Genomic DNA, 14,897 nt, shown 5'->3' with positions numbered 1-14,897 from the left:
GGGCAAATGCGCTTCACGTGCGAGAATACGCCGCTGCCCGGGCAACCGGGACCCCGATTGGAGAGATGGCCGAGCGGTTTAAGGCACCGGTCTTGAAAACCGGCGAAGGGTTAAACCTTCCGTGGGTTCGAATCCCACTCTCTCCGCCAAGGTAACGCCTAAGCCACTGTTCCTAGCGGCTTTTTTGGTGATTATGCCGCACGCCCCATGTTTTCACCCACATTCTGTGGATTCGTCACTTCGGCGATAAAGCGGTCTATGTCCTCTCTCAACCATACGGCACGAGCCTCGATTTTGTACGAGTGCGGGAAGGTGCCTTCCTTCATCCGGCGGTAGATCGACGACTGGCCCAGGCTGGTGCGCACGGCGACAACCTCGATCGGTTGCAGATCCGCGTGCAGTTCCGCGACGGTGATTTCGCGCGTCTTCTTCGGCGGCATGTCGTTCTCCTTCAGTCGGTGACCAGGGCAGCGCGCAGCTGCTCGGCCGGATCTGGGTAGCAGTCCATGTAAGCGCCGATCACTTCCGCGGCGACTTGCGGGACGATGGCGTTGTCATAGGCGCGCAGGCGTCCCACGCGGCCGGGTATCCCATGAGCCAGCAGGGGAATGCTGGGTTCAACCCGACGCCCTTTAGTGTCGTGTCCGGTGATCCGTATGGAGGAACGCCAGAAGTCATCGCCACCGCCTGGTTCAGCGGCACTCCCGTGTCGTGCTGCCGCGGAGGTCGGTACAGCTGCTCACGCGCGAAAAGGCAGCGAGCGCTGCATCTTTCACCGTGCTGTCCAAAGCTGGCGACGCCTTGGTACTGTAGGTTGGTTTTGGCAATCCGGCCTGCATGGAGCTGGAGTTCTGGACTCCGCTGGTTGCTGCCTCGCAAGGAGCTGAGTTAACGCTCGGTTGGATCAGCTTCAAGCGAGGCATGGCCGTTAACTCCACTGTGCTGTTTGAAGCCATTGAAGTGCGTGCGGCATGTAGCGCAGGCCTTCCTCCAGGGCCTTCTCTGCGAGCTTCGATAGCCCTTCTGCCGGGAGGGCTTTGAGTTGGTCAACCAGCTTGCTTTTGACCGACTCGTCCGCGTCGGACGCTTTCACGCGATTGATGAAAATCTGTCGCAGCGTGTCTTCATGGAGCTTCACGGTGACAACTCCGAGCTCTCGGGTCAGGCCACCGTCTTCCGCCAAGTAGTCACGGCCTGCAGCTGTGATCCTCGCCCAAGTGACTTCCCCATCAAATCCTCGGATGTCGGCGGTCAGAAACCTGTGTTCAAGAAGGTACTGAACCAGCTCAGCCAGATGGGCTCCTTCGGCGATGTCGGCCAGTTTCTCGGCAACAACGATGGACGGAGCTGCTGCATCCAGCCGCTCAAGGATAAGCCTCGTTTTCTCTCGATCGATCACCTGTCGCCCTCCTTGTGGGCTTGGTTGTTGGCACATCCAGCGTAGCGCAAGGAGGGCGGCGTCAGTCGTCCCTGAGTAGTAGTCCATGGCGCACATGATGCGCCGCCGCAATGCCCCGAAAAACCTTGAAACACCTGTCTCCCCAAGGTGACCCATGACTTGCCGAACCTCCTCTTTGAACTGGCTGGATGTGCTCTACAACTCCGTGCGCAAGACGCCCGGCGGCGTGGCTGATGCAGCTGCCTACCTGCCCGACCGCCGCGGCAAGTCGATGCACCCGGAGACGCTGCGCGCGAAGCTGCGCGGCCTGGAGGGTGAGTCGCTGACGATCGAGCACGCCGAACTGCTGACCGAGTGGATGCAGGAGAAGGCGGGCGGCGGAGAGTACGCGCTGGAGTGGATGCAGGCGCTGGCCGGCTAGTTCGGCATGGCCGTGGACGTGCTCCCGCCGCCGCCGGAAGGCGGCTGGTCTGACGAGATTGGCGCCATCCAGACGAAGCTGCTGGAGATCACCTCGCGCGTGGGCAAGCTCTCCGGCACGGCTGTGGAGGCCATGTCCGAACCGCCATGGATCATCTGGAGGCCGTTGGCCTGTTGACCCGCGATCGCCGGTTCAACAGCAGCACGGTCTACAACGTCACCCCGGCGAATCTCGACAAGGCAGCAGCACCGTCCAAGGGCTCTCGCAAGGCTGGTAAATCGGGTACTGCATCTGGCGCAGGTCTGGAGGTGCGCCCCGTTCCGCGTAATCGTCATATAACCCCCATTGAACCGTCAGATGAACCGCCAGTTGCGCCGCCGGTGGCGACGCAGCCGACGAAGTCGGAGCTGGAGGAGCAGATGCAGGTGGCCTGCCGAGCAACATGGGCGGCCTACTCGCTGGCCGAGGCGCGCACGGATCTGGGTCTAGCCGAGGTGTGCATCGGGTGGGGCGGCGCGGCGACGGCGGAGCAGCGGGCGAACCACGATGCGGCCCAACAGCGGCTGGGCCGGGTGAAAGCGCAGTGCTGGCCGATCAGCACCCTGGAGTCGCTGCCGACGCTGGCCATGGAGGTGATCAGCGAGATTGCTCACCGACCGCATTGCGCTAGCTGCGAGGGCAGGGGCGAGACGGTGTCGGGTGAGCTGCTGATGACGTGCAAGGTTTGTGGTGGGTCAGGTCTGGGCCAGGTCAGCGACCGCCGGCGCGCGACAGCATTGGGTCGGGACGAGGAAGACTATCGTCGCAGCTGGAGACCTGTCTTCGAGTGGATGCTGGGCAAGATGCAGGAGGCTGAGCAGGATGCAGCCTGGCACCTTGGTGCGGCCATTGGCCAGGCTGCGTTAACCCCACTTACTACGCGGGGCTGTGCTGAATCTCCTCCACGGCCGACACTGCTTCGATAAGCTTGCTACGGTGGTTGGTCACTCGGGTGTTGTCCCCAGTCACCTTAATTATTTGTCCGCCGGTGAGGTGAACTTCGAACCAATGCTCGTTTCCATCATCTTCATGCTGGCCAACGGGAACACCTTCCCTGTTGCGGGGTCCGTGGACATCGCTGATGGCGGAGACATGATCGAGCTGAATCCAGTATTTTCCGATTTGAGGCATGGCGCTATCGTCCAGTGAGTGCGGAGGTGACACCTCCGCACTTTTACCAGTAAATTTGTACCATCGCACGCGACCATTCGCCTGGGCTTGATAGCCCGCACGCCGGGCCTGATACTTGAGCTTCAAAACAGGGAGCGTGTTATGGGCTTGAGCACCAAAGAAGTGGATGCCGCAGTCACTGAGCAGGCAACAAAGATTCTGGTGGCGTTGATTGAAAGCGGCGCAAGGTTTAACGCTAGCACCGCCGAAAACAACGTCGACAAGGTCGTTGAGGCCTACAAGAAGATCCACGGTGTGGTGAAGAGCAATTTCTCCGAGTGACCTAGTAGACCGCTTCGACGACTCGACGTGTTGAATCAAAGCCTCCGGGTAACCTCGGGGGCTTTTTCTCTGCCCGCTTCCAAGATTGAATAAACCCTTGCGCCTACCCGGCAGCGGGTCGGGCACCCAACCGAGACGACCATGGTACGAATCACTCCCCAACAGGCTGGCGGCGTGAACGTCGTGGCGTTCGTGGACATGCTGGCGTGGCTGCAGACGGCAGCGCGCTGGGTGGCGCTGGGTGTAGCGGTAGTCGCTTACGCGTTCGTGGCCGCATGGATCATCGCCATCGCCGGCTGTATCTGGGACAAGCTCGCAGGCGCGCCGCAGCTGCCGCTTGCTGGCCTTTCTAGCGTCCTGATTCGCCGGTTGCTACGCAGCTATGTTCGCCTAGTCGAGAAGGCCACTGGCGCAATCGGAGTCGAAAAGCCATGAGTATTCTGCTGAGGTGTCTCCGCGCGGTATGGGAGCTGGTCATCGGAGCAGCGGCTGATGCTTTCCAGTGGCTGCGAAAGCCAGGAAGCAAGATCAAGCGCGTGTGCGCAGTGCTGGCCTTAGGCTGCCTGGTCTCTGGCCTCTCGGCCTATGAGAGGGAGCAGCGCATCCGCGATCTGAGCGCGGAGGTGGTCAAGGTCAAGGCTGACTGGAAGGAAGATGCCGAGCGCCTGCAGGCCGATGTGGACACGCGCGACCTGCGCCTGGACGAGGCTGCCGCAACGGCGGCTGCTCAGATCAGGGAGGCACTGGAGCCGATCAGGCCGCCGGCGGTGCCCAAACCCAGGGCGAGCGATCCGAAGACGGGGGGCTGAGTGGGAGCGGGCGGCAGCACCCTCGCGTCTGACGGCTTCGCTTCCAGAAGACTCCGCATAGCCCCCTTGCGCCGCAATGGCTCAGGCATCCGGCTTCCAGAAATCAATTCAATGCAAGTCTTTGATTCGTGTCCAGAGTCAGGCGGACTTCTAAGTCGTCGCTCATTCAGGTATTCTCAGGTCGCCGAAACTTGAATATCTGCGAATGGATTATCCTGGTGAAAAATCGCTAATTCATTTTCTCAAAATGCTGGAGCGTAACGGGATAGCTCCAAGTATTGCGGCTTGGAAATTGAGGCGCGAAGGAGCGGCCGCCATTGACGTCCACAGAGCGCAGATGCTCGCCGTGGCGCAAACAGAGATGGATATCTCCCGCATCCAGAGCGGCGAATATGTTGTCGTCTTTGATGGTGGTGGAACCAATTTACCTCGCCTAGTTCCGGTAGCTCGCCCATCAAGCGAGGTTGTACCAGTCGTCTGTGAGTCGCCAGTTTCCGAGGCATTCACCAATCTTGCTATACGCACGCTTCGCAAGGAGTTGAATGTTGCTCGTACGCTAGTGCGCGCAGGCGAAGTGTTGTTGGAGGGCTCGGAACCTCCCCCGTCTGACTACCCCGACCCGGATTGGTTAGAGCGCTGGCGGGAGAATGCCAGTTCTACGTCGGTCGAAAGAATGCAGGATCTGTGGGCTCAAGTCCTCGTTCGGGAGGTGCGCAGGCCCGGCTCGTTCTCATTACGAGCGATGGACTTGCTCAGGTGCATCGATAGTAGAGAAGCCGCCAAGATTGAAAAGGTAGCGCCCCTTGCTGTGAATGGGCGATTCATTTTTGTTCGGCGAACTACAGATGAAAGTGAGCGTTGGATTGCCTTTGGAGAGGCGGTTGAGCTTCAGGAGTTGGGCATCCTTGCGGGTGTTGGTGGCTCTGGAATCGGTTTACAAATGACTTCGACTTCCTCAGATGATTTCTCGCTAGGAGTGAGGGTAGGACCCTATGGCTTGGGGCTGCGGGGCGAAGATGCGTCGCTCACGGTCCAGCTCACTGGCTTCAAGATCACCGCCATCGGGAGCGAAATTCTCCAGCTTGTGGCTGCTGAGCCGGAGGTTTCCTATGTCGAAGACGTGGGGCTTTTCTTAAAGCAACAGGGTTTGAACGTCAGTCTGGGCAGGGTTTTGAGCGATGTTTCGCCTGGCATTAGTCAAGAATTTGAGTTGGATGATGAGAGGGCGCTATAGCAGGCCGTTGCTCGGTGGATACTTCGAGCTGCCAGTTGCTTTGGCTAGGGCTATCTGACGTCTCGGGAGGAGTCGCGGCGCTGCAGAATTTGGACCACTCAGCGATTGGCTTTCAACGTTTTCCCAACATCGTTCTCCGCTTATGGGCCGCCTTGGCCTTATCCCGAATTCTGTGCGCCAGCGCTGCCTCTTAAAGGTCGTCAGGAAAGTATGTAGTTTCGCTCGTCCAGTCTTTGAATGTCGGCCTGAACCCGTGGACGGTGATGTGACCAAATCCCATTCGTTTCAGCAAAGCCAGCATTGCGTTCTCGCTCAGCGGATCGGATGTGAGGTCGTTGCGAAACAGTAGACGCCGGTCCATACGGTGCCGCGCCAGTGCCAATGTCGGAGCAGAAAGGGGAATGGTGTGCTCCAACTTGCCCTTCACCCTGTCCCATGGGACGGTCCACGTACCTGCCGCGAGATCCACCTCTACTGGCACCGCGCCAAGAGTCATGCCGGTTCGGGCGGTCGTGTAGATTGTGAACTCCAAGGCGCGCGCTGCCTCGCCGTGGCGGGATCTCAGCGCGGCCATGAAGCTCGGAAGCTCCGCGTACGGCAGGGCAGAAAAATTCTCGACCTTGGTAACCGCAGTGGGCTTCGGAAGGATCACAGGCAGGTGCCCACGCCAGCGGGCAGGGTTATCGCCAGTTCGCTTCTTCTGGAGCGTAACCGAGTCCATCACGGCTTCCACTCGCTGCCTGACGCGGCTAGCCGTCTCTGTCTTGGTGGTCCGGATGGGCCTGAGTGCGGCTAAGACGTGGTCTGTCTCGATTCGGTCAACCTGAAGGTCTCCCAGCACCTGCTTGGCGTAGGTCTCTAGGGTGCTCGTCCACTGGCCGGCATGCTTCGGGTTCGTCCAGCCAGCTTGGCGCTCTGCAATGTACGCGACAGCCGCCTCCAAAGAGGTCGGGATGGACGACGTGGCAACGGCTGCCGCTCGCCTCCCCGCAAACGGGTCGTGCCAGGCCTAAATCAACTTCCTCGCGGCATCAGCCGCCTCCCGCTCGTCGGCCAGGCCAATCACATGCAGCGGGCCACGCCCCATTTCTGAGCGTCTACCCTCAAAGCGATACCAAAACACCTAGCGCTTTGCCCCAGAGGCGGTAACCTGTAGATACAGGCCACCGCCGTCTGCGTGATATCCAGCCTCTGTCAACGTGGCAACCCGTCTTACCGTCAGGCGATTGATCTTCAAACCCATTTCCTACCCATCCATGTACCCGCCCAGACAGCGCGGTTTTCCGCGAAGGCGTACGAATCAGACCGGATAGTGAAACCTTGCTGGCGCAAGGGCTGAGATTGGTTCCACGAAGGTGTGCGAAAGATGGGGAGCCCCCAGAATTCGGACACTCTCTCCGCCACTTGCCGCCGGACACAATGCTCCAGCCGGCAGCTCCCGAAGCCATCGCTTCACACCACGCTTATAACCCACCGGCAAGACTCATGCCCTCGACAGAAGAGGGATCTTGATGTCCATGAAGCTCAGGTGCTGCGCGTCCCATTCGCTTCCCTTGCTCATAGTGCTGGCCTCGCTGAGCGGTTGCTCGCGAGGGTCAGGTGGTGATGCCAGCCACCCCGCCGATGCCACCGCAGGTCCTGAAAACCGCATTGCCAACGCCAGTGAACCGCCGGCTGAAGAAACGGATGCAGGTGAAGTGCCTGAGTTTCCGATCATCCCGGCTATCGTGGTGCCGCAGATTCTCGGCGTCACGCCTGCACAACAGGCGCTGGAAGCATCCATGCAGTCCATCCTCGACCCTATGGCCGGCATTACCGTCTCACCGGCACGCTGCGATGCGGGTGGCACGCTCATCAACAGTGCGGGCATCACCCGCGTGGACGCCCAGGGCGCGCTGAGCCGCAACAGCAAGGACGGGTTGTTCAAGATCAATCCCGACGGCAGTGGTACCGCCAACTTCGAAGGCGGGCTGGTGCGTGTCAACGCCGATGGCAGCGGCACAATCAATGGTCTGGCCGCCGGTGACGGCGATGGCAGCGCCATCATCCGCGTGCAGGCCGACGGTTCGGGCAGCTACAACGGCCCTGCCGGATTGATCGAGCTGGATGGCAAAGGCGGCGGTACCTGGAACGGCGAGCATGGCCTGATCACCAATACCGGTGATGGCGGTGGTACGTGGAATGGCGACATGGGGCTGGTCCGCATCAACGCCGATGGATCTGGAACATGGAATGGCGAGGCCGGGCTGATCGTGAACAACGGCGATGGCACTGGCACGATAGGGCCGCCCGCGCGTACGGTGAAAATGCCACCGATGCCGCGTCTGCCGCCGGCCGGTCGCTTCCCTCCCTTGAAGACCTTTGCGCCTCCCGGCGCTCCGTGCGGTTATCTGATCACCTTGAATGACCGTGTGCTGTTCGACTTTGACAGGTCCAACATCCGGCCAGACGCCGCGCAGCTGCTGGACACGTTGGCGGCCGCACTGTCCAAGGTGCAGACCACTGGCATGGAAGTGCGTGGCCACACCGATTCCAAGGGCGAAGATGCATACAACCTGCAGCTTTCCGAACGGCGGGCAGGCGCTGTGCAGGCCGCCCTGCGCGAACGTGGTGCGACGCAGCCGATGGATGCCAGGGGCTACGGTGAGAGGGAGCCGGTTGCGCCCAATGAGCTGGAAGGAAAAGACAATCCGAGCGGCCGCCAGCTCAATCGGCGCGTCGAGATTTTCGTTCGCGCCTGACTGCTCCGGTCAAACAGCGGGGCGGGTCGGAGGTGCGCAAAGCGGCCAAGGAATGGTGGCCGCCTCAGCGCACGCTTTACCCCCGCCGGTAACGATCAGGCTTGTTATGGCACAACGGGTAACTAGAGCACGACCGGAAAGCCCCATGCGGCCCATTCCGCTCCACAAACACGCCCACCTTGCACACGGGGCAGCGTTCCTCGTTGATGGCCGCGCCTGAAATCCCGGTCACCTCCACAACCCCTTCCTCCACCAGCTCATCCAGGAAGGGTGAGTGCTTGCCCTGCAGCGTGAACATCACCACGCTTCGCCGCGCACGCGTCAGCGCCACATAGAACAGTCGCCGCTCTTCGCTCAGCGGGTAGGTATCCCCATCCGGCATCGCCAGCGACAGCACCGGGTCATCCGCGCGCAGGCTGGGGAATCCACGATTCACCATGCCCGGCAGGATCACGTAGTCCGCCTCGCGCCCCTTCGATCGATGGGCAGTCAGGAACTCAACGTCCATCGTGCTGCCAAACAACGTCTTACAGTCTGCAGGCAGCGCACTGCGATCCGCCCGGTAGCGGCCCAGCACAAACACGCGAACGCGCCCATCGCGCCCCTGCGGCACCGCCCCGGAAAGCAACTGCTGATGCAGTTTTGCCAGGTACTGGCGCACACCGTCCTGCACTTCCTCGCGCCGGGTCATCTGGAAGGCCTGCAGCACCGGCCCCATCGCTGGCGTAGCCGAGCGGACCGCCTTGGCAATCTGCGCAGGATTGCGGCTGATGAAGCGGCTGGAGATGTCGCACAGTTCTTGCGGGCAGCGGAAGGTCTGCTCGAGCTTCAGCACCTGGGCGTGGCCCATCCACTCGCGGAAGCCGGCCATCACCGAAACATCCGCACCGGCGAAGCGATTGATCGACTGCCAGTCATCGCCCACTGCAAACAGGTGGCGCCCCGGCTGGCTGACCAGCGCACGGCAGAGGCGGGCGCGGGCGCGCGAGGCGTCCTGGAATTCGTCGGCCATCACCAGGTCGTAGGGCGATTCGTAGTGCCCTTGCTCCAGGATGCCGGCGGCCATGTTGAGCATGTCCTCGAAGTCGATGCCGCGCTCGTCCGCCAGCGCCTCGTCCCAGGCCTGGAAGACCGGGGCTGCGATTTCCAGGAACCGCCGATGCCGCTCCTTGAACTGATCCTCGGGCATCTGCTGCAGGCGCGTGGCCAGATCGTCCAGCGTCAGGCAGTTGCTCTTGGCGTGGGCAATGAAGGTCCGCATCAGGCCGATCAGGTCGGCATCCGGCATGGGCTTCGCGCCCTCGGTGGGCAGCTCACGGTCGGGGTTCGGATCGAGCTCGACAGCGGAGTCGCCGAGTTTCTCCGCAAGCTGTTCCAGCGCATGCCCGCTGCGCAGGCCGAACGAGGTCGTCTCCACCAGTGCGGTGCCGCGCGCCACGTGCTGCTGGCGCTTCCACTGCATGCCTTCAGCATAATTGGCGAAGTGCTTCGGCGGCTGGCCATTGGCATCCAGCGCAAAGTGCTCGTGATACAGCGCTGCGTCCGGGTAATAGAAGTCCGGTCGATACTGGCGATGGGTATCGGTGGCGGTATCAAATTCGTAACGGCGCTCGTAGTCATACGTCACGCCGTTGTAGAACAGCCAATCGGCAATGACACACTCTTCCAGGCTCTTCACCCGCTCGCCCTGCAGGGTGCGGATGTAGGGCGTGCCATCGCGGTCGTAGCCATCAGCCATCATCTCGGCGCCGAACGGCGGAAGATCACGCCCGAACACCAGCCGGAACATGTCCCACTGGGTACGGAAGTGGATCGAACGATCCTTCAGGTCGTCCACCAGTTCGGCCAGCTTGTTGAAGCCCAGCGTGGCGTCGATGGCCCATTCGGGAATATCGGGCTTGCGGCCGGTGGCCTTGCCGATGATGGCCAGGCCCAGCGCATGGAAGGTGCGTGCTTCGACCACGGTGTCGCCCATGCCGAGCCGGTTGAAGGAGCGCTGCGCGCGTTCCTCCAGCTCCTTGGCCGCATCCTTGTTGAAGGCGAGCATGACGATCCGCTCGGGCTCGACGAACCCGCGATCGATGGCATAGGCGGCCTTGGCGACCATGGTGGAGGTCTTGCCGGAGCCGGCCGAGGCGACGACCTGCACGCAGTTGTCGAAGCAGATGACCGCACGGGCCTGTTCCTCGGTCAGCGGTTTGCTTTCGACCCGGTCCAGGAAGTCCTTGGCCAGCACCAGTTCGCGTGTTGCCATCGTCGAATTCGCATCGGCCCACACGGCGGGCCAATCCAGCTGCCAGTCGTGCAGGGCATCCAGCGCGACACGATGGCTCTGCGAATGCAGGTCGTCGTGCACATCCTCATCGAGGAACAGCCGTTCCAGCTCGGCCGGTTGCAGGGGCAGGGCGGGGCGCTCGGCCAGCAGTTTCTGCTGCTGCTCGTGCGTGATCCAGCGGCGGCCGGCGCTGCCGCGGTCGGTCAGGGCGTCGGCCTCGGCCAGCCAGGACTGGATCTGCTCAAGGATGTCCGCAAAGAGCGCCTTGCGACCACGCGTTGTGCGCGCAAAGAGCACCTGCTGGACAGCAGCCGAAAGCCGGGAGGCCTCGCGGTTGGGCAGGCCATCCACGGACAGCGTGTCAACTTCCTCGCCCTGCAGCGCAACCCGGGCCCAGAACAGGCCCGGAAGAACTCGCACACGCTTGTCATCATCGACGTGTTGGCGGTACTGCCGGCCTTCAATCAGAAGCTCGACATGCTCGCCATCCAGCCGCAGCCGCCAGTCCGGCGAGCGGGTCACACGCTGGCCCCAGCCCGAGGGGCGCCATTCCATAGACATCCAGATACTGCCTTGCGTACGTCACTGGGCGTAAAGCGCCCTTACAGCTCCATGATAAGGCGGCTTGCTGCCGTGCGCAGACCTTCTGGGTAAGGCAGCCAGCGATGGCGTTGCACCACCGCTGGCCCGATCGCCGTCAGGCGTTCACATCCACCACGATCCGCCCGCGCACCTTGCCCGGGATGATCTGCTCGTACACATCCAGCACCTCGGCCAAGCCGATCAGCTGCACCGTGCTTTCCAGCTTCTGCGTGTCCAGATCGGTGGCGAGGCGATCCCATGCACGCTGGCGCACGTCCTGCGGGGCATTCACCGAGTCGACGCCGGCCAAGGTCACGTTGCGCAGGATGAAGGGCAGCACCGAGCCGTGCAGCGCATCGCTCTGAGCCAGGCCGCAGGCCGCCACGGCGCCGCGGTACTTGGTTTCGGCAAGCGCGTTGACCAGGGTCGGGCCGCCGGCCACATCCACCACGCCGGCCCAGCGCTCGGCGCTGATCGGCTTCTTGCGCGGCTCGGAAAGCTCCGCGCGGTCGATGATCTCCGCCGCGCCCAGGCTGTACAGGTATTCGGCATGTTCCGGGCGGCCGGTGGCGGCCACCACGCGGTAGCCCAGCTTGGAAAGGATGGCCACGGCAATCGAGCCCACGCCGCCGTTGGCGCCGGTTACCAGCACATCGCCCTTTTCCGGTGTCACGCCGGCGTCTTCCAGTGCCAGCACGCACAGCATGGCGGTATAGCCGGCGGTGCCGATGGCCATGGCATCGCGGGTGGTCAGGTTGCCGGGAATCTTGTTCAGCCACTCACCCCGCACGCGGGCGCGCTGGGCCAGGCCGCCATGGTGGCCCATGCTCAGGTCCCAGCCATTGAGCACCACGCGATCACCGGCCTTGAAACCGGCATTGCTGGATTCCAGCACTACGCCGGAAAGGTCGATGCCGGGAATGAGCGGAAACTTCTGGATCACCGGGCGCTCGTTGGTCAGCGCCAGCGCATCCTTGTAATTGAGGGTCGAATAATCAACCTGCACCAAGACATCGCCGTCCATCAGGTCGGCCTCGTCAAAATCCACCAGCTCGGTGGAAACACGGTCGTTCGTCTTGCTGGAAAGCAGTGCCTTGAACTTCATGGTGGGGCCTCACGTTCAGTGGATGAGGCCATGCTAGGCTCGCACCGTTATCGCAACAAGAACGATGATTTTTCGTAGGTACTATGGTTTTCCGGAGTATGTATGCGTAGCAAGCGTTGGGACGGCAAGAGCGGCTGCGCCGTGGAAGTCACCCTCTCGGTGATGGGCGGGGTGTGGAAGCCGGTCATCCTGTTTCACCTGATGAAGCGTAAACGGCGCTTCATGGAACTGACCCGGCTGGTGCCCAACGCCACGCAGTCGATGCTGACCAGCCAGCTGCGCGAACTGGAGGCGGACGGCGTGCTGATCCGCCATGTTTATCCGGAAGTGCCGCCGAAGGTGGAATACGAGCTTTCCGAATTTGGCCGCTCGCTCGTGCCCGTGCTGCTGGCCATGCGCGAGTGGGGCGAAACCTATCGTGGTTACCAGAGTACGCGCGAGGACAGCTGAGGGCGGACGTGTGTCGCTTCTGCCACTGCGCGCACGCAGGATGGCGGCGGACGGCGGATGAATGCTGCAGGCCGAGAGCGCCATTGGATGGTCAATTCGCCATTGCATGACGCAAGCGCCTCAACTACAACGAAGTAGGGAGTTTTCCGGCTTTTCATCGGCCGAGCAGTGCGCCAATCATTGCCTCGCCAAGGCACTCGCCCTGGCCGGGATTGGCGTCCCGAACTTACATGATGCGCGGCGTCTCGGTTGCAGCCAGAGCTGCAGCCGTGACAATGCACCGCCTGCCAGTCCATGGCGGACGGTGCGTGGGGATCCCAGGATCCGCCGGCTTCTTGCATCATGTATCCGGCACGCCAACCCGCACCGTCCGCCACCTTGCATCTGCAGGTGGCCACACCGTGAGGTTGCCGTCATGTCTGACCGTCTTCCCGACTATCCCCGCCTGCACGCGCTGCTCGGCGCAGCCCTGCGCGATCTTCCCAATGCCGTAGCCGAAACGCTCGAGGATGCCCTCTGCGAATCCGCAGAAGGCGCGCCATCATCCGCGTTCTTTGCACACCTCAAAGGCCATGGAAAAAACCTGCGCGCCGATGGCGAGGCGTGGACCGAAACCCGTCTCAGCCCCGGCCGGGCATTCGACCTGGCGCTGGCCACCCGCAGCGCTTCGGGCATCACCGCGTTGACCGCCGTGCTGCATGCCGCGCACGTGGCGCGGGAGAGCGATGACCCCGCGTGCTGCCCCTCCGCGGCTGTGATTGAAGGGCTGTTTCATGCCTGCCAGATGCTGTCGCTGCAGGTGGAGCGCAGCCTGGTGCCGTGAAGGCTGGGACGCCGTCCCTGTCTCGTTGACTCCCGGTTCCCTATAGTGGCTCCGGAACCCTGCTATGGAATGGCCATGCACGTGATGTCCCCCGGCCGATGCCTGGCGCTGGCACTTGCTGTCGCAGCAAGTGCCGGTGCATGCGCACGGTCGCCGTCCAACGAACACGAAAGGAATCCTGCCATGTCGGGCGCAACCCAGACCGGCCGTACCCTCAATGGGCATACCTACACTGACGCACCGGTGGATGTGAAACTCGGTCCGACGACGTTCCGGTCTCCCGCGAACTATCTGGACAGCCAGATCGCGCCCTGGCCGGGCGAGGGCGTTACCCTGGTGATTGAATGGCCGGATATGAAGCCGACTCCTCCCGGAGCACGCGCCCATCCACGCACCAACGATTTTCGAAAGGAAATCAAGGTCCTCATTGACTACATCGATCGTGTCCCCATTGATACGCTATTGGAGCGGTACGCGGGCAATAAGCAGCGGACGGAAGACGATTCGGTCGAGCGAGGTGATCCGACCGCCAGGCTTGATCTGCGTATTGCGCAGCCTGAGACGATGGGCTTGGTCCCGTACGCTATCGATGAAGAGAAGATGGCCGTGTATTCAGAACAATACCAGGCCCGCTATGGCAGCCCGGCACCGCGGAACCCGGCTTCCGAAAGTGACTGGTACGTGGTCCGTGATGCACAGGCTCGCCTGACCACCTTCATCAAGTGCGACAGCAGAAAGCACAGTGCGGATGGCCTGCGTGTGCAAGGCAGCGAGATCACGGACATGCCTGGATCTACAGTGGCAGGTTGTACGCACTACTTCGTGGATGACGAGAGCAAGCTTTCGATCATGCTCAGCTATAACCGGGTGTTTCTGCAGGATTGGAAGCGCATGGAAGACGCTGTCAGGGACGTACTTGCAAGCGCGCGCTCCAGTGATGCGAGGGCGGGCCATGCGCATGGGCTAGGCGGCATGGCGACGTAACCGAAGCCTCACGCCGCCTTTGCAACTCCGCGTGCGGCCATTGCTAAGTTCGCTTGCAACCCATTCAAGGAACCCAGCAATGACCCGGACGTCCCCGCTTGTCCTGCTCGGCCTCTGCCTTTCCCCGGCGCTGGCCTTCGCCCAGTCCGACCGCCAGGTGGCCGAAGACATGGTCACCCGTGCCGCCAACGTGTGCCCCGGGCACAGCACCGAGCGCACTGCGCCTACCGTGAAGAAAGTGCCGGTGGGCGCGCTGCGGGTGATGCTCGACCGCGGCCTGGTGATGTGCCCGGACCGCCGGCTGGATGCTTCGGCGCCGGCGGTGTTCTACGGGCGTGTGGGAGTGTTCGGCTGGAACCCGGAAGTGCCCGCGGCTGCGACGGTCGTCGTGGCGAAGATCGACCAGATGACCCGCAAGGATGAGTACCCGGTGGAGACGCTGGTGTGGGATGCGAAGGGTACGGCGTTGACCCAGCAGACCGTGCCGGCGTTTGAGCCCCGGCCGGGTGCGGCGGTGTTGTACAAGGTGCGTTGATCTATCAGCGTTGCAGGGCCGGTAGATGCCCACCTTGGTGGGCGCCTC

18 protein-coding genes and 1 tRNA gene are annotated in these 14,897 nt (G+C 62.2%); 13 read left to right on the top strand and 6 right to left on the bottom strand.

Annotated elements, in window-relative coordinates:
• Positions 1-59 precede the first annotated feature (59 nt).
• A tRNA-Ser gene (locus C1925_RS12725) sits at positions 60-149 on the top strand.
• Positions 150-191: 42 nt separating this feature from the next.
• Here the strand turns inward: C1925_RS12725 and C1925_RS12720 are convergent.
• The 3 genes from C1925_RS12720 to C1925_RS12715 all read right to left on the bottom strand — a co-directional run bounded on the left by C1925_RS12720 (position 192) and on the right by C1925_RS12715 (position 1,399).
• Positions 192-440 (bottom strand): AlpA family phage regulatory protein, encoded by a 249-nt coding sequence (locus C1925_RS12720; RefSeq protein WP_108769206.1) that lies wholly within the window; start codon positions 438-440, stop codon positions 192-194.
• Between the two features lie 11 nt (positions 441-451).
• Complete coding sequence (locus C1925_RS21460) at positions 452-577, bottom strand: hypothetical protein (protein WP_301553956.1); 126 nt, start codon at positions 575-577, stop codon at positions 452-454.
• A gap of 351 nt (positions 578-928) precedes the next feature.
• Complete coding sequence (locus C1925_RS12715) at positions 929-1,399, bottom strand: hypothetical protein (protein WP_108769205.1); 471 nt, start codon at positions 1,397-1,399, stop codon at positions 929-931.
• A 154-nt stretch (positions 1,400-1,553) separates the two neighbouring features.
• On the opposite strand from C1925_RS12715, the gene C1925_RS12710 reads away from it, so the two are divergent.
• The 7 genes from C1925_RS12710 to C1925_RS12680 all read left to right on the top strand — a co-directional run bounded on the left by C1925_RS12710 (position 1,554) and on the right by C1925_RS12680 (position 5,354).
• Entirely contained in the window at positions 1,554-1,820 is a 267-nt protein-coding gene (locus C1925_RS12710) for a hypothetical protein (protein WP_159097526.1), read from the top strand.
• A 6-nt stretch (positions 1,821-1,826) separates the two neighbouring features.
• Positions 1,827-1,997, top strand: coding sequence for a hypothetical protein (locus tag C1925_RS20990; protein ID WP_159097525.1), 171 nt, complete (start codon positions 1,827-1,829; stop codon positions 1,995-1,997).
• Positions 1,967-2,785, top strand: coding sequence for a hypothetical protein (locus C1925_RS21240; RefSeq protein WP_216821971.1), 819 nt, complete (start codon positions 1,967-1,969; stop codon positions 2,783-2,785). The genes C1925_RS20990 and C1925_RS21240 overlap by 31 nt, the downstream gene beginning before the upstream one ends.
• Before the next feature lie 352 nt (positions 2,786-3,137).
• Positions 3,138-3,311 (top strand): hypothetical protein, encoded by a 174-nt coding sequence (locus tag C1925_RS12695; RefSeq protein WP_159097524.1) that lies wholly within the window; start codon positions 3,138-3,140, stop codon positions 3,309-3,311.
• 174 nt (positions 3,312-3,485) lie between these two features.
• Complete coding sequence (locus C1925_RS21335; protein WP_254051320.1) at positions 3,486-3,746, top strand: hypothetical protein; 261 nt, start codon at positions 3,486-3,488, stop codon at positions 3,744-3,746.
• Entirely contained in the window at positions 3,743-4,120 is a 378-nt protein-coding gene (locus tag C1925_RS12685; RefSeq protein WP_108769201.1) for a hypothetical protein, read from the top strand. Before C1925_RS21335 ends, C1925_RS12685 begins: the two co-directional genes overlap by 4 nt.
• A gap of 205 nt (positions 4,121-4,325) precedes the next feature.
• Positions 4,326-5,354: a DUF2806 domain-containing protein gene (locus tag C1925_RS12680; RefSeq protein ID WP_108769200.1), complete on the top strand. Its 1,029-nt coding sequence runs from the start codon at positions 4,326-4,328 to the stop codon at positions 5,352-5,354.
• A gap of 190 nt (positions 5,355-5,544) precedes the next feature.
• Here the strand turns inward: C1925_RS12680 and C1925_RS21330 are convergent, their stop codons facing one another.
• The gene (locus C1925_RS21330; protein WP_254051319.1) at positions 5,545-6,075 is read right to left on the bottom strand and encodes a hypothetical protein; all 531 of its coding nucleotides are present in this window, start codon (positions 6,073-6,075) and stop codon (positions 5,545-5,547) included.
• A 796-nt stretch (positions 6,076-6,871) separates the two neighbouring features.
• Here C1925_RS21330 and C1925_RS12670 point away from each other — a divergent pair.
• Positions 6,872-8,095, top strand: coding sequence for an OmpA family protein (locus tag C1925_RS12670; RefSeq protein ID WP_108769199.1), 1,224 nt, complete (start codon positions 6,872-6,874; stop codon positions 8,093-8,095).
• Between the two features lie 76 nt (positions 8,096-8,171).
• Here the strand turns inward: C1925_RS12670 and C1925_RS12665 are convergent, their stop codons facing one another.
• Together C1925_RS12665 and C1925_RS12660 are read right to left on the bottom strand one after the other, a co-directional pair.
• On the bottom strand, positions 8,172-10,925 hold the full coding sequence (locus C1925_RS12665) for a UvrD-helicase domain-containing protein (protein WP_108769198.1): 2,754 nt from the start codon (positions 10,923-10,925) through the stop codon (positions 8,172-8,174).
• A 142-nt stretch (positions 10,926-11,067) separates the two neighbouring features.
• Positions 11,068-12,057 (bottom strand): MDR family oxidoreductase, encoded by a 990-nt coding sequence (locus C1925_RS12660; RefSeq protein WP_108769197.1) that lies wholly within the window; start codon positions 12,055-12,057, stop codon positions 11,068-11,070.
• Positions 12,058-12,159: 102 nt separating this feature from the next.
• Here C1925_RS12660 and C1925_RS12655 point away from each other — a divergent pair, with 102 nt between their 5' ends.
• The 4 genes from C1925_RS12655 (at position 12,160) to C1925_RS12640 (ending at position 14,849) form a co-directional block, all read left to right on the top strand.
• Positions 12,160-12,507, top strand: a complete 348-nt coding sequence (locus C1925_RS12655; RefSeq protein ID WP_108769196.1) for a winged helix-turn-helix transcriptional regulator — start codon at positions 12,160-12,162, stop codon at positions 12,505-12,507.
• 415 nt (positions 12,508-12,922) lie between these two features.
• Positions 12,923-13,330 carry a hypothetical protein gene (locus C1925_RS12650; protein WP_108769195.1) on the top strand — a complete coding sequence of 136 codons (408 nt, stop codon included), beginning with the start codon at positions 12,923-12,925 and terminating at the stop codon, positions 13,328-13,330.
• Between the two features lie 75 nt (positions 13,331-13,405).
• The gene (locus C1925_RS12645; protein ID WP_108770706.1) at positions 13,406-14,314 is read left to right on the top strand and encodes a hypothetical protein; all 909 of its coding nucleotides are present in this window, start codon (positions 13,406-13,408) and stop codon (positions 14,312-14,314) included.
• A gap of 79 nt (positions 14,315-14,393) precedes the next feature.
• Positions 14,394-14,849: a hypothetical protein gene (locus tag C1925_RS12640; protein WP_108769194.1), complete on the top strand. Its 456-nt coding sequence runs from the start codon at positions 14,394-14,396 to the stop codon at positions 14,847-14,849.
• The last annotated feature ends 48 nt before the right edge of the window (positions 14,850-14,897 follow it).

It is taken from the genome of Stenotrophomonas sp. SAU14A_NAIMI4_5 (assembly GCF_003086795.1).
In the GTDB taxonomy this organism is placed as follows: Bacteria; Pseudomonadota; Gammaproteobacteria; order Xanthomonadales; family Xanthomonadaceae; genus Stenotrophomonas.
Note: the sequence above shows the minus strand (reverse complement) of the source record. Positions and strands in the feature narration are given on the sequence as shown.